This window comes from Pseudomonas gingeri (assembly GCF_013386115.1).
In the GTDB taxonomy this organism is placed as follows: Bacteria; Pseudomonadota; Gammaproteobacteria; order Pseudomonadales; family Pseudomonadaceae; genus Aquipseudomonas; species Aquipseudomonas gingeri.
The window spans coordinates 426,628-441,452 of sequence record NZ_JACAOR010000011.1 but is presented as its reverse complement, the minus strand read 5'-3'; the positions used below and the strand labels follow the sequence as shown (position 1 = coordinate 441,452).

General features: G+C 63.2%; 10 protein-coding genes. 3 read left to right on the top strand and 7 right to left on the bottom strand.

Annotation, left to right across the window (positions count from 1 at the left end):
* Window positions 1-132: 132 nt before the first annotated feature.
* The 3 genes from HX881_RS23095 to HX881_RS23085 are packed head-to-tail and all read left to right on the top strand — an operon-like array spanning window position 133 to window position 5,629.
* The gene (locus HX881_RS23095) at window positions 133-1,377 is read left to right on the top strand and encodes an exonuclease SbcCD subunit D C-terminal domain-containing protein (protein WP_177086772.1); all 1,245 of its coding nucleotides are present in this window, start codon (window positions 133-135) and stop codon (window positions 1,375-1,377) included.
* Window positions 1,374-5,015 (top strand): AAA family ATPase, encoded by a 3,642-nt coding sequence (locus HX881_RS23090; protein ID WP_177086770.1) that lies wholly within the window; start codon window positions 1,374-1,376, stop codon window positions 5,013-5,015. The genes HX881_RS23095 and HX881_RS23090 overlap by 4 nt, the downstream gene beginning before the upstream one ends.
* Window positions 5,012-5,629 carry a glutathione S-transferase gene (locus HX881_RS23085; RefSeq protein ID WP_177086768.1) on the top strand — a complete coding sequence of 206 codons (618 nt, stop codon included), beginning with the start codon at window positions 5,012-5,014 and terminating at the stop codon, window positions 5,627-5,629. Before HX881_RS23090 ends, HX881_RS23085 begins: the two co-directional genes overlap by 4 nt.
* Before the next feature lie 14 nt (window positions 5,630-5,643).
* Here the strand turns inward: HX881_RS23085 and HX881_RS23080 are convergent, their stop codons facing one another.
* From HX881_RS23080 to pepN, 7 genes are all read right to left on the bottom strand, one after another.
* A complete protein-coding gene (locus HX881_RS23080; protein ID WP_017127856.1) occupies window positions 5,644-5,850 on the bottom strand; it encodes a hypothetical protein in 207 nt (68 codons plus the stop codon).
* Window positions 5,851-6,295: 445 nt separating this feature from the next.
* A complete protein-coding gene (locus tag HX881_RS23075) occupies window positions 6,296-6,475 on the bottom strand; it encodes a hypothetical protein (RefSeq protein ID WP_177086766.1) in 180 nt (59 codons plus the stop codon).
* Between the two features lie 155 nt (window positions 6,476-6,630).
* Complete coding sequence (locus HX881_RS23070) at window positions 6,631-7,806, bottom strand: lactonase family protein (RefSeq protein ID WP_177086765.1); 1,176 nt, start codon at window positions 7,804-7,806, stop codon at window positions 6,631-6,633.
* Complete coding sequence (locus HX881_RS23065) at window positions 7,793-8,086, bottom strand: DUF5629 family protein (RefSeq protein WP_017127852.1); 294 nt, start codon at window positions 8,084-8,086, stop codon at window positions 7,793-7,795. The genes HX881_RS23070 and HX881_RS23065 overlap by 14 nt, the downstream gene beginning before the upstream one ends.
* Before the next feature lie 193 nt (window positions 8,087-8,279).
* Window positions 8,280-10,655: an efflux RND transporter permease subunit gene (locus tag HX881_RS23060; RefSeq protein WP_017127851.1), complete on the bottom strand. Its 2,376-nt coding sequence runs from the start codon at window positions 10,653-10,655 to the stop codon at window positions 8,280-8,282.
* A 35-nt stretch (window positions 10,656-10,690) separates the two neighbouring features.
* Window positions 10,691-11,743, bottom strand: a complete 1,053-nt coding sequence (locus tag HX881_RS23055) for a YCF48-related protein (RefSeq protein WP_177086763.1) — start codon at window positions 11,741-11,743, stop codon at window positions 10,691-10,693.
* A gap of 404 nt (window positions 11,744-12,147) precedes the next feature.
* Complete coding sequence (gene pepN, locus HX881_RS23050; protein ID WP_017127849.1) at window positions 12,148-14,817, bottom strand: aminopeptidase N; 2,670 nt, start codon at window positions 14,815-14,817, stop codon at window positions 12,148-12,150.
* Window positions 14,818-14,825: the final 8 nt, after the last annotated feature.

Here is a 14,825-nt window from a genome sequence, read left to right as displayed (position 1 = left end):
GCAGGAGCGGGCTTGCCGGCGATGGCGGTGCCAAGCCCATCCAGCAACTTCCGGTATTTACCAGTAGACTTGACGGTCTTTCGCGCCGCCACCTTGTCTTGAGCGGTCGCCACCGTCTTCGCGGAGTTTGCCTTGCGCCTGTTTCATACCTCCGACTGGCACCTCGGCCAGAATCTTCATGGCCAGGAGCGGGATTTCGAACACGCCTGCTTCCTGACCTGGCTGCTCGCCCAGCTCGCCAGCCAGCAACCGGATGTGCTGCTGATCGCCGGCGATATCTTCGATACCGTCAACCCGCCGGTCAAAGCCCAGGAACGCCTCTACGACTTTATCGTCGGCGCCCACGAACAACAGCCGCTGCTGACCATCGTGATGATCGCCGGCAACCACGACTCCGGCTCGCGGATCGAACTGCCCGCACCGCTGATGCGGCGCCTGCGCACCCACGCCCTGGGCCGGGTACTGTGGCTCGATGACGGCCAGCTCGACAGCGAACGCCTGCTGATCCCGTTGCCCGACGCCAGCGGCGACATCGCTGCCTGGTGCCTGGCCCTGCCTTTCCTGCGCCCGGCCGAAGTCACCGGTACGCAACTGGGCGACGACTACCTGCGCGGCATCGGCCAGGTCCACCGCTGGCTGATCGCGGCGGCCAATGCCAGACGCCAGCCGGGACAGGCCCTGGTCGCCATCAGCCACGCGCACATGGCCGGCGGCTCGGTCTCGGAAGACTCCGAGCGCAGCCTGATCATCGGCACCGCCGAAGCCCTGCCCGCCAGCCTGTTCGATGCCAGTGTCAGCTATGTTGCCCTCGGCCACCTGCACAAGCCGCAGAAGGTCAACGGTGAGGAGCGCATTCGCTACTGCGGCTCGCCGATCCCGCTGTCGTTCTCGGAAATCGGCTATCAGCACCAGATCCTCGATATCGTCCTCGACGGCGAGACCCTGGTCAGCGTCGAACCGCGGTTGATCCCGCGCGCCGTGAATCTGCAACGCCTGGGCCCGTTGCCGTTCGCCGAAATGCTGGAAAAGCTCGCCGAGCTGCCGAACGTCGACCTGCTGGCCGACCTGCAACGTCAGCCGTGGCTGGAAGTACGGGTGCGCCTCGACGAGCCGCAACCGGACCTGCGCCAGCAGGTGGAAACCGCCCTGCAGGGCAAGGCGGTGCGCCTGGTGCGTATCGCCGCCGAATACGCCGCAGGCAGTGCGCGCGACGGCGAGGACGAAGACGGGCGGTTGATCGACCTCGACCAGCTCAGTCCCCAGGAGCTGTTCAGCCGCGCCTGGCAGGACAGCTATGGCAATGCCGTCGACGAGCAGACCCTCAACGACTTTTCCGTGCTCTTGCAGGAAGTCCAGCTGGAAGGCGAACAACCATGAAGATCCTCGCCATTCGCCTGAAGAACCTCGCTTCCCTGGCCGGCCCGTTCGAGCTGGACTTCACCGCCGAGCCGCTGGCCAGCGCCGGCCTGTTTGCCATTACCGGGCCGACCGGCGCCGGCAAGAGCACCTTGCTCGACGCCCTCTGCCTGGCGCTGTTCGGCGCCGTGCCACGCCTGAACAACGCCTCGCGGGACGCCAAGGTGCCGGACGCCGACGGTGAGATCGCGACCGGCGACCCACGCACCCTGCTCCGTCGTGGCACCGGTGCCGGCTTCGCCGAAGTGGATTTTGTCGGTATCGACGGTCGCCGCTACCGTGCCCGCTGGGAAGCCAACCGCGCCCGGGACAAGGCCAACGGCAAGCTGCAGGCCAGCCGCCAGAGCCTGCGCGACCTCGACAGCGACCAGTTGCTGGCCAGCCAGAAAGGCGAATACAAGGCCCAGCTGGAAACCTGCCTGGGGCTGAACTTCGAACAGTTCACCCGCGCCGTGCTGCTGGCCCAGAGCGAGTTCAGCGCCTTTCTCAAGGCCGACGACAACGAACGCAGCGAACTGCTGGAAAAGCTCACCGATACGGCGCTGTATACCCGCCTTGGTCGCCGCGCCTTCGACAAGAGCAAGGAAGCCCGCGAAGCCCACAAGCAGCTGCAGGATCAGGCCAGCGGCGTCACGCCATTGGCCCCCGAGGCCCGCGCCGAACTCGATGAGCGCTTCAACGCCGCGCAGCAACAGCTGGAACTGCAGAAGGCGCAACTGCGCCAACTTGAACAGCAGGATGCCTGGCTCAAGGAACTGCGCCAGTTGCAGGACACGCAACAGGCCGCCGCGGAGCAACTGGACAGCGCCCGACAGCAGTGGCAGGGCCTGGCCGACGAACGCCTGAAACTGACACGCCTGGAGCAACTCGCTCCGCAACGGCATCAATTCACCCGCAAGATTGAAGTCGATGCACTGCTGACACCCCTGGCGGCGCAGATCGCCAGCCACGCCCAGCAACGCGGCGAACTGAACCAGCGCCAGACCCAGCTGGAACAGACTCTCGCGGCTGAGCAAGAGGCCTTGAGCACCGCGCAACAGCAGCAAAGCGCCGCGGCGCCGTTACTGCGCCAGGCCTTCGATGAACAGAACAGCCTCACGCGCCTGGCGAGGGAAGCACTGCTGGGTGCGCAAGCACAAGAAGCCGCCGAACAGGCCTGCATCGAGGGCCAGAAGGCGATTCAAACCCTGCTCGACCAGCAACAGCAAGTTGCCGGGCGCTTGCAGCGTATCGCCGGCGAGCTGGAGCAAAGCGTCCACCTGGCCCCCTTGAGCGACGCCTGGAACGCCTATCGCGATCGCCTGCAACAGCTGATGCTGATCGGCAACCGGTTGAACCAGGGCCAGGCGGAACTGGCCAACCTCGAACACACGGCCCGGCAGGCCACGCAGGCCCTGGCCGAACAGAAACAGCAGTTGGAAGTCCTGTACCAGGAAGCCAGTGCCGAGCCGGACGCCGTCGCCGAACAGATCGGTATCCTTGGCGGTCTGCTGCAGGACAACCGCAAGCAACTGCGCGCCATCGAAGACCTGACACGACTCTGGTCCGACCAGCAGGAACTGGATAAACGCGCCACCGAGCTACAGCAACGCCAGCTCCAGGCCCAGCAGGAGCGCGAGCGCCTGACCCAGGACGGGGTCAAGGCCAAGGCCGAACTGGCAGTGGCCGAACAGACCTTCACCGTCACCCGCGAGCTGCTGGAGCGTCAGCGCCTGGCGCGCAGTGCCAGTGTCGAAGAACTGCGCGCGCAGCTGCAGGATGACCAGCCGTGCCCGGTCTGCGGCAGTCATGAACATCCTTATCATCAACCCGAAGCGCTGCTGCAGAGCCTCGGTCGTCATGACGAAAGCGAACAGGCCAATGCCCAGGCTGCGGTGGACATCCTCAAGGAAAAGCTCACCGAGCTGCGCACCGAAGTCGGCGGACTGATCGCCCGGCAAAAGGAACTGCTGCAGCAACAGGAGCAACTGGCGATCCGGCAGCAGGCCCTGGCACCCAGCCTCGAAGCCCATCCGCTGGCCACGCAACTGCTGGACCTGCAAGCCGACCAGCGCGACGCCTGGCTCGCCCGGCAGGCCAGCCAGTTGAACCACAGCCTGACCCAGGACGAACAACGCCAGAATGCCCTGCTCACCCTGCAACAGGACGCCGCCCGCCTGACCCAGCAACTGCGCCAGACGGAAGCCGCACATCAGCAGGCCGCCCAGCAGTTGAGCAACCAGCAGCGGGAACTGACCAGCGACCGCCAGCGTCTGGACGAAGAGTTGCAGGCCTTCGCTTCGCTGCTGCCGGCACCGATCCTGGAAGCCCTGCGCAACGAACCGGCGGCGACCTTTATCCAGCTCGACCGGCAGGTTGCCGAGCGCCTGCAACAGCTTGAGCAACAGCGCGACGAGCTCGCCGAGCAGCAACAGCGCCAGCAGACCCTGGAAAAGGAACAGGACCGCCAGCAGACCCGCACACAGCAACTGGAGACCGCCCGGCAGCACTTCAACACCCTGGCCGGGCAACAGCAGGCCAGCCAGCACCAGCTCGGCCAGTTGCTCGGCGAGCACACCAGCGCCGAGCACTGGCAGCAGCAACTGGAACAGGCCGTGGAACGGGCCCGTCTGGCCGAAACCGCTACCGCCCAGGCACTGCAGGAGGTTCGCACGCAGCTTGTGCAAATCACCGCCGAACTCAAGGCGCAACAGGAGCGCCTGGAGGCGCTGGAGCATGAGGCCCGTGAACTGGCCGGCAGGATTGCCGACTGGCGCACCCGCCATCCCGAGCTGGACGATGGGGGACTTGAAGCCCTGCTCGGTCTTGATGACGGCCAGGTCGGCGAACTGCGCCAGCGCTTGCAGCACAATGAAAAAACCATCGAACAGGCCAAGGTCGTGCTGCAGGAACGCGACCAGCGCCTGCTCGACCATCAGGCGCAACACAACGGTAACCTCGACGCCGGGCAACTGGTCGCGGCGCTCGCCGAGTTGCAGGCACAGTTCGGCGTGACCGAACAGCACTGCGCCGAATTGCGCGCCGAGCAGGCCGACGATCAGCGCCGGCAGAACGCCAACCAGGCCCTCGCCCGGCAGATCGCCGAGGCCTATGCCGAGTATCAGCGCTGGGCGCGCCTGGATGCCCTGATCGGCTCGGCCACCGGCGACCGCTTCCGCAAGCTGGCCCAGGCTTATAACCTCGACCTGCTGGTCCATCACGCCAACGCCCAGTTGCGGCAACTGGTACGTCGCTATCGCCTCAAGCGCGGTGGCAGCATGCTCGGGCTGCTGGTGATGGACACCGAAATGGGCGACGAACTGCGCTCGGTGCATTCATTGTCCGGCGGCGAGACCTTCCTGGTCTCGCTGGCCCTGGCCCTGGGGCTGGCGTCCATGGCATCGAGCACGCTGAAGATCGAATCGCTGTTTATCGATGAAGGCTTTGGCAGCCTCGACCCGGAATCCCTGCAACTGGCGATGGATGCCCTCGACGGCCTGCAGGCACAGGGACGCAAGGTCGCGGTGATTTCCCACGTACAGGAAATGCACGAACGGATCCCGGTGCAGATCCAGGTACGGCGCCAGGGCAACGGGCTGAGCACCCTGGAGGTGAAATGAAGCCGACCCTCTATTCCTTCCGGCGCTGCCCCTACGCCATGCGCGCCCGCATGGCGCTGCGCTACTCGGGGGTGGCGGTGACCATCGAGGAAGTCAGCCTCAAGGCCAAGCCGGCGGCGATGCTCGCGCTGTCGGGCAAGGGCACGGTACCGGTGCTGGCCTGCGCGGAGGGTCGGGTGATCGAGGAAAGCCTGGAGATCATGCACTGGGCCCTGGCGCAGCATGATCCCGAAGACTGGTTGCTCAGCCACGATCCGGCGGCGGCCGAAACCGCTGCCGCGCTGATCGATGAGAATGACCGGACATTCAAGCAGAGCCTGGACCGCTACAAGTACGCGGTGCGTTATCCGGAGTTTTCCATGGAACATTACCGGGCCGCGGGGGCGCTGTTCCTGGATAAGCTGGAAGGACTGCTACAGCGCAATGGCTACCTGGTAAGCGCTCACCCGAGCCTGGCGGATATCGCCCTGGCGCCCTTCGTCCGACAGTTCGCCCATGTCGACGCGGCGTGGTTTGCACAAGCCCCCTACCCCCATCTACAAGCGTGGCTGGAACGCTTTCTCGCCTCGGAGTTGTTCAACGCGGTGATGGTAAAGCCGTCGGCCGATCACTGAGGGTGGCGGACGCCCTATACCCCGGACTCGGCGTTGTGCTGAAGCGCGCCGACGGACTGGGCCTTGTGTTCGGATTGAAGGGCCGGTGCCGCTACCTGCAGCGAGGTCTCGCCCGCGCCATGGGTCAGGGACGACAGGCTGACGATCACGACCATCGCGACATACAAGCCGATAGCGAGGTAGGCGCCGTGTCTGGCGGAAGTCAAAAGAGTGCTGGCCATGGTTTTCTCCACAGGCGGATGGCAGGCCTGTAGAGTCGATCATAACCGCTGAAATAAGTAGCCAACTATCTAAATAGTCGCTATCAGCAATATTAATCGTCGCGCGTGACGATCAGTCGTCCAATAGCACAGGCGCAGGTCCGTGCAGGCTTTCGCCCGTTTCGGCAATGGCGGCGGACAGGATAGGCGTGGAATAGAGAAACAGCAGCACGACGGCCAGACGCATAACCATGGTGTTGATCCCTGTGTGGGGTGGGAGTCAATAAATCAGCGTCAAATTTAAACATATGGCCATATGACATGACGATAGAAATTCCATCCATCACGTCAAACGCAATGACGCACACGGCAACGCCGGAGCGAATTCACTCTTTTGACCGGACAGTTATAAAACCATCCAACCGAATGAGTGCATTCGATCCGGCGTTGCAGTGTGGTTCAGCGCTCAGTGTTGAACTTTGTGATCCAGGGCGGCGTAGAAGTTGGCGCTCTGTTGCAGGTATTTCGGGGTGTAGCTCTGGGTGTGGGCTTTTTTGTCGGTGATTTCGCTGTTGGCACTGGCTGGCAGGGCAACGGTAGCCGAGATAGCGGAAGCGGCGATGATGGAGAAGAGATTGAAGTTCATGGGTAAATCCTCGAATGTCAGTTGGCTTGCTTGCCCTTTCAGGCCGTGAGTCAAAAGTACATCCGAGGGTGACCTCGTTGAAATTCATTGCAGCAGTAGCGGATATCAGCGTCATTAATAGAAGTGCAAGTCCCTGATAACACAGGGACCGCGGTCTATTGTCGCAGCAGGAAACCGAGGTAGCTCGGGGCATCGAACGGCAGGTTCTGCACGGTCTTGCCGAGCAGGCCGGTGTTGCTGTCACGCTCGATCACCACGATCTCGTTGCTCTTCTGGTTGGCCACCAGCAGGAATTTTCCGCTCGGATCCAGGGTGAACTCCCGCGGATGATCGCCTTCCACCGAACGCCGCTGTACTTCCTTCAACTCGCCGCTGGCCGGGTCGATGGCGAACACCAGCAACTGGTTGGCGGTACCGCGATTGCTGACATAGAGAAACTTGCCGTCCTTCGAGGCGTGCAGCGCCGCGGCGGCCTTGTCCGAAAGCGGCTGCTGGTCTGCCAGCTCGACCCGCTGTTTCTGGGTCAGCTTGCCGTCCTGGTAATCGAACACGGTGATCTGCGCGCTCATTTCCGTGGTCAGCCAGGCGTGCTTGCCATCGGCGCTGAACAGCAGGTGGCGCGGTCCACTGCCCGGCGGCAGCTGGACGAAGGCCGGCTCGGCCGGTGTCAGCGGCATTTCCGGGTTGGCCTTGGGGTCATAGCGGTAGACAAAGATCTTGTCCGCCCCCAGGTCGTTGGCGAAGACAAAGCGTCCGTCCGGCGACGACACCACCGAGTGCACGTGGGCCGAGGCCTGGCGCTCCAGGTTGACCAGGCTGGCCGGATGGCTGCTGAGCTGGACCGGCGGCGACAGCTTGCCCTTGGCATCCACCGGCAACACCGCCAGGCTGCCGCCCGGATCTTCCAGCACCGAATAGTTGGCGACGAACAGATAACGCTGGTCGCCGCTGAGGCTGGAATGGGTCGGTTCGTTGCCCAGGCTCTGGACCTGGTTGATCAGCTTGAGCTGATGGTTCTTGGGATCGATGGAATAGCTGCTGACGCGGCCGACCGGGTCTTTCTGGCCCGGACCGTTCTCATTGACCACATACAACCGGCGCTGGTCGGCAGACAACGTCAGCCAGGACGGGTTCCCGGCCTTGACCACCTGCAGCGGCCTGGCGTCGAGCTTGCCGGTGCGGCTGTCGAACTGCAGGCGGTAGATGCCTTCGCTCTTGCCCTGGGTGTAGGACCCCACCAGCAACTGTTCGGTGTCGGCGGCTGCCGACAGGACCGGCATGGCCCCGACACTCCCGGCCATCAGCAACGGCCAGAATTTACGCATCATCATGTTCTTCGTCCTCTTGTTCCCTGGCGCTGAAGGCGCTCAGGCAGGCCAGCCGGTACTCGCTGGAATCGTCACTCACCGTCCAGAGCTGCCGGGTCTCGTCGAAGGTCGCGGCCTTGAGCTGGGCCTGGGTGAAGCTCCAGCGCTTCTCGGCGCGGCCATCCATGCATTCGATCAGCAGGCGGTTGTCATCGAGGGTGAAGTCGAAGGCGTGCAGGCCGTCGACTTCGAGCATGTCACAGGTGGCGAGGGCATTGAGCAGGGTGTCGGTGGCGACGGTCATAACGTTCTATCGTATTTGGGAAAGGGCTAATGATAGGCGATATCGCCGGGCAGTGAACGCCCAATACCTCTGGCGAGCGGGGTTGTGTGGGAGCGATGTGGGAGCGGGCTTGCCCGCGAAGCTTCTGGCGCCCTTGAGGGCGCCTTCGCGGCGGAGCGGCATCCCGACAGGCCCGCTCCCACAGGTCGATCACTCAGTGGGAAAACAACGAGCCGCCCACCTTGCCGGCCAGTTTCTCCGGCTTGATCAGGAACCGCGCCAGGGCCGGCAGCAGCCACAGGGCACCAAACATGTTCCACAACAGCATGAAGGTCAGCATCAGGCCCATGTCGGCCTGGAACTTGATGGCCGAGAAGATCCAGGTGCAGACACCGATCGCCAGGCACAGGCCGGTGAACAGTACCGCCTTGCCGGTGGATTTCAGGGTCTGGTAGTAGGCTTCCTGCAAGGGCAGCCCGGCGCGCAGGAAGCTTTCCAGGCGACTGTAGATATAGATCCCGTAGTCCACGCCGATCCCCACGCCGAGCGCCACCACCGGCAGGGTCGCGACTTTCACGCCGATGCCCATGAAGGCCATCAGGGCGTTGCCGAGTACCGAGGTCAGCACCAGCGGCAGGACGATGCAGAGGGTCGCCGCCCAGGAACGGAAGGTGATCATGCACATGGTCGCGACGCAGATATACACCAGGATCAGGATGGTCAGCTCCGACTCCTTGATCACTTCGTTGGTCGCCGCCTCGATCCCGGCGTTACCGGCGGCGAGAAGGAATTCCAGGCCGTCCTTGTTGTTCTCCCTGGCGAAGTCCTGCACCGCATGCACCGCCCGGTCAAGGGTCGCGGCCTTGTGGTCGTTGAGGAACACCAGCACCGGCGCCAGCGAGCAATTGTTGTTGTACAGGCCGTCGGCCCGGGCGATGGAGTTGTTCAGCACATCGGGGTTGCGCGACAGGGTTTCCCATTTCAGGTTGCCCTCGTTCATGCCCTTGATCATCTGCTTGGACACGGTCACCAGGGAGATCGCCGACTGCACGCCCTCGGTGTTCTGCATCTTCCACATCAGTTCGTCGATCGGTGCCATGGCCGCATAACGCGAGCAGCCTTCGGCCGCGGTCTTGACCATGACCACCAGCACATCGGAACTGGTGGAGTAGTTGTTGATGATAAAGCTGTTGTCCTTGTTGTAGCGCGAGTCGGGACGCAGCTCCGGCGCACCCTGGTCGAGGTCGCCGATCTTCAGGTTCTGGCTGTACCAGAGGCCGCCACCGAAGGCCAGCAGGGCCAGGACGATGGACACCGGTGCAACCTTCGGGCTGGCGAAGTTCGACAGCAGGCGCCAGAACGAGTGTTCGCGGGTCGCGTCCTTCTTGCTGCGTTCGACGGCCTTCTTGCTGATGCCGACATAGGAGATCGCCACCGGCAGCAGGATCAGGTTGGTGAACACGATCACCGCCACACCGATGGAGGCACCGATGGCCAACTCGCGGATCACGCCGATATCGATGATCAACAGGGTGATGAAACCCACGGCATCGGCCAGGATCGCGATCATTCCTGGCAGGAACAACTGCCGGAAAGTCCGCCGCGCCGCTGTCAGGGCGTTGTCGGCGTCACTGGATTGCAGGGCGATGCCGTTGATTTTCTGCACGCCATGGGAAATGCCGATGGCGAAGATCAGGAACGGCACCAGCATCGAATACGGGTCCAGGCCGAAGCCGGCGGCGTGCATCAGCCCCAGTTGCCAGACCACCGCCACCAGCGTGGTGATCAACACCGCGATGGTGCTGCGGATACACCAGGTGAACCAGTACAACAGCACCAGGGTGATGACAAAGGCCACGCCGAAGAACAGCACCACCATGATCAGGCCGTCGATCAGATCACCGACTTTCTTGGCGAAACCGACGATATGGATCTTCACATTGGGGTTCTGCGCTTCGAACTTGTTGCGGATCTTCTCTTCAAGCTGGTGGGAGAACTTCTGGTAATCGAGGGCCAGCAACTTGCCCTGGTCCTGCGGGTCCGGGTAGGACTCCAGCAACGGGATATCGACGATGCTCGACTTGAAGTCGTTGGCCACCAGGCGCCCGACCTGGCCGGACTTGAGCACGTTGTTGCGCAGTTGTTCGAGGCTGTCGGCCGAACCATTGTAGCTCTGCGGGATCACTTCACCACCGGCGAAGCCCTCCTCCGTCACTTCGGTCCAGCGCACGCTGGGGCTCCACAGCGACTTGAGGCCGGAGCGGTCGACGCCGGAGATGTAGAACACCTCGTCGTTGACCTGTCTCAGGGTCTCCATGTATTCCTTGGTGAAGATATCGCCATCCTTGGCCTCCACCGAGATCCGCACGGTGTTGCCGAGGTTGGCGAGGTCGTTGCGGTGCTCCATCATCTTTTCAATGAAAGGATGCTTGAGCGGGATCATTTTCTCGAAGCTGGTGGAAGGCCGGATCAGCGTCGCCTGCCAGAACAGGAAAGCGCTGACCAGCAGGCAGATCACGATCACTGCCGGGCGGTTGTTGAAAATCAGGCGCTCGAGAAACGTCGCCTTGTCCTGATGATGACTGCTCATGTGAAACTCCCCGCCTTCTTGTTATTTTGCCCAGCTCACTTGGCCTGCTCGCCGCCCGTTGCCGAGGTGACGTGAGCGCCCCCCTGGCCGACCAGGATCAGGTTGCCGTTGCCGGCTGCGGTGACCGCCGATAAGGAAATACGGTCGGGACGATTGAAGACGCTGAATGTCACACCGTCATCAGTGCTGCGAATCACGCTGCCGCCGTTGCCGACGATCACCAGCGAACCGTCGGCCTGCAGCGAGCCGCCGGACAGGCCGAACTCCAGCGCACCACGGGCAGCCTTCAGTTCGACCGGCTCCCAGCTCGTGCCGAAATCGCTGGAGCGGTAGAGGTTGCCGCGCAAGCCGTAGGCCAGGAGGGTTGCCGGCTTGGCGGTGCCGATCACACCGAACAGCGAGCCCTGGTAGGGACCGTCGAGGCGTTCCCAGGTCTGGCCCCAGTCGCCCGAGCGGAACATGCTGCCCTGCTCGCCCACGACAAAGAGCCCGGAATCCTTGACCGCGGCAATCGCGTTGAGATGGTACTGGTCCTCGTTATCGAGACGGTCGCTGACATCTTCCCAGTGCTGGCCACCGTCGGTGGTTTCCAGCAACGCCCCGTAGGCACCCACGGCAAAACCGGTGTCGAGGTCCTTGAACCAGACGTCCAGCAACGGCGCTTCGCGCTTGAGGTCTTCGAACTGCTTGCTCCAGGTGGCGCCGCCATCGCTGCTGGCGAGGATCTGCGCGTCATGGCCGACGGCCCAGCCGTGCTTGTCGTCGACAAAATAGACCGCCGTGAGCATCTGCCGGGTCGGCACCTTGGCCTGGGTCCAGGAATTGCCCTGGTCATCGGAATAGAGAATGTGCCCGCGATCCCCCACGGCGACCAGGCGGGCACCGGCATGGACCACATCGAGCAGGAGGCCCTTCACGGATTTGGATGATTCGATGGAATAGACGCTGTCGGTAGCGCCTGCCCCGGCGGCGCAGGCCGGTACGGACACCGCCGCCAGCCCGGACAGTGACAACAGCGAGGTCAGCAATACCACACGACGCCATACCGGCGGACGGCAAGAACCCGTACCCCTCACAGGCTCACTCATAGACCTTTCCCCCATTATTATTGTTAGGTCATCCAACCTTTCAGGGCGCCTTCGAGGGCGTTTTCATTGTTGTCGGTTCGTCTGAAACCGGCAATCTAGAGCCCCTTCTAAAGCTGGAGCTATCCTATCGGGCTTTGGAATCGTCTGACAATCGACGCCACGTTATCTTTTGTTAACCCGGGGGTATCGAGGGGTGGCATGAATGATGGGGCATCAGGAGGGATGATGAACAAAGGCCACGAGCGTGGCCTTTGGTGAAAGTCTACGGAGCAGCGGCGTTCCTGCTGGCTGAATGCGCTCTACTGCAGGAGCCGACGGCCCGGCGCCCCGGTTTGCCCGCGAAGATGGCCTTGAGGGCGCCAAAAGCTTCGCGGGCAAGCCCGACGCCTACAGAGACCGGTGTATCAGGCCAGGCTTTTGCTGACCACCTCGTAGACGTCCGCCGACAGCTCGCCCGAACCGCGGATACGCTCCAGCTCGGCCTTCATCAGCGCCTGGCGGGCCTTGTCGTACTTGCGCCAGCGGGTCAGCGGGGCCAGTTGGCGCGAGGCGATCTGCGGGTTGAGGGCGTTGAGCTGGATCACCAGGTCGGCCAGGAAGCGGTAGCCGGAACCGTCCGCCGCATGGAAGTTGACCAGGTTCTGGCCGGCAAACGCCCCGATCAGCGCACGCACCTTGTTCGGGTTCTTCAGGGTGAACGCCGGATGCTCCATCAATGCCTTGACCCGCTGCAGGCCGCCGGGCAGGACACTGCCGGCCTGGACGCTGAACCACTGGTCCATGACCAGCGGGTTGTCCTTGAAGTGCTCGGCGAAGCTCGCCAGGGCCAGGGCCTTTTGCGCATCGAACGGCGAGTTCACCAGCACCGCCAGCGCGGTCAGGCGCTCGGTCATGTTGTCGGCGCTCTCGAACTGCTCCAGGGTCGCGGCCAGGACTTCAGGCTTGCCGCTGAGCATCAGGTAGGACAAGGCGATGTTCTGCAGCGCGCGCCGGGCAAAATGCTCGTTCTCGGCGATATAGGCGGTCTTCTTCGACAGCTCGCGATTGACCTGGTAACGCTGCCACAGGCCGTCGAACAGCTGCTCGGCCAGTTGCTTGCGGGCGAATTCGCGGGCGTCATGGATCGCATCGACATCCGCCACTTCACTGATTTCGGTGAGGTAGGCCTCGCTCGGCAGGGAGAGCATTTCGGCAACCATGGCCTGATCCAACTGGTCGTTACCCAGCACACTGCGCAAGGCTTCGACCAGACGCTGGTCAAGCACCAGGGCCTGACCCTTCTGGTGCTGGCCGATCAGATCCTGCAGCACCTGCACCGACAGTTGCTGGCCGGCATCCCAACGGTTGAAGCCGTCGGTGTCATGCTGCATCAGGAACATCAACTGGTCGCGGTCGTACGGGAAGCTCAGCTTCACCGGTGCGGAGAAGCCGCGCAGCAGCGACGGCAACGGCTTGGCGGCCAGGCCGACAAAGGTGAAGGTCTGCTCGGCCTCGGTCACCGACAGCACGCGGCTGGTCGCGCCGGGGGCCGCCTCGCCCGCCAGTTGCAGGGCGATTTCGGCGCCCCGGGCATCCAGCAGGCCGAGTTCCACCGGGATCACGAATGGCAGTTTTTCCTGCTTGTCCGGGGTCTGCGGGCAGCTCTGGCGGAAGGTCAGGCTGTAGGTCTTCGCCGCCGCGTCGTAGCTTTCGCTGACCGCCAGGCGTGGGGTGCCGGCCTGGCTGTACCAGCGCTTGAACTGGGTCAGGTCGATACCATTGGCGTCCTCCATGGCCTTGACGAAGTCGTCGCAGGTCACGGCCTGGCCGTCATGGCGTTCGAAGTACAGGTCGCTGCCTTTGCGGAAACCTTCGGCGCCGAGCAGGGTATGGATCATGCCAACCACTTCCGAACCCTTCTCGTAGACGGTCAGGGTGTAGAAGTTGGAGATCTCGATAAAGCTGTCCGGACGTACCGCGTGGGCCATGGGGCCGGCGTCTTCGGCGAACTGGTGGGTACGCAGGTAGGCCACGTCCTGGATGCGCTTGACGGTGCGCGAGTTCATGTCCGAGGAGAACCCGGCGTCGCGGAACACGGTGAAGCCTTCCTTGAGCGACAGCTGGAACCAGTCGCGGCAGGTCACGCGGTTGCCCGACCAGTTATGGAAGTATTCGTGGGCGACGATGGCCTCGACCCGCTGGTGGGCGGCGTCGGTGGCCGTTTCGGCGCGGGCCAGCACGGCGCTGGAGTTGAAGATGTTGAGGCCCTTATTCTCCATCGCGCCCATGTTGAAGTCGTTGACGGCGACGATCATGAAGATGTCCAGGTCGTACTCGCGACCATAGGTTTCTTCGTCCCAGCGCATGGACTTCTTCAGGCTGTTCATGGCGTGCTGGCACTTGTCGATGTTTTCCGGCTCGACATAGATCCGCAGCGCCACGCTGCGTCCGGTCATGGTGGTGAAACTGTCTTCGACGCACCACAGGTCGCCGGCCACCAGGGCGAACAGGTAGGCCGGCTTCATGAACGGGTCTTCCCAGGTCGCCCAGTGCCGCCCATCTTCCTGCGGGCCGTTGCCCACCGGGTTGCCGTTGGACAGCAGGACCGGGTAGCGGTGCTGCTCGGCGATCACCGTGGTGGTGAACCGGCTCATCACGTCCGGGCGGTCGAGGTAATAGGTGATCTTGCGGAAGCCTTCGGCCTCGCACTGGGTGCAGAACATGCCACTGGACTTGTACAGGCCTTCCAGGGCGGTGTTGCTTTCCGGGTGGATACGCACGCTGGTATCGACCGTGAAGCTGGCGCTGGTCGGCTGCAGGGTCAGGTGGCTCTCGCTCAACTGATAGTCGGCGGCGGCCAGTTCGCGGTCCGACAGGCTCACCGACAGCAGTTCCAGTTGCTGGCCGTCGAGCACCAGTGGCGGCAGGCCGCCTGCGTTCTCCTCACCGTACACGGGATTGCGGCGCATCAGCAGTTGCGCATGGACCAGCGTGTGGTCCTCGAACAACTCGAAGGTCAGGTGCGTCTCATCGATCAGGTACTCGGGGGCCTGATAGTCCTTCAGATAGATCATCTTCGGTTGTTCGGTGCGCATGGGTGCGT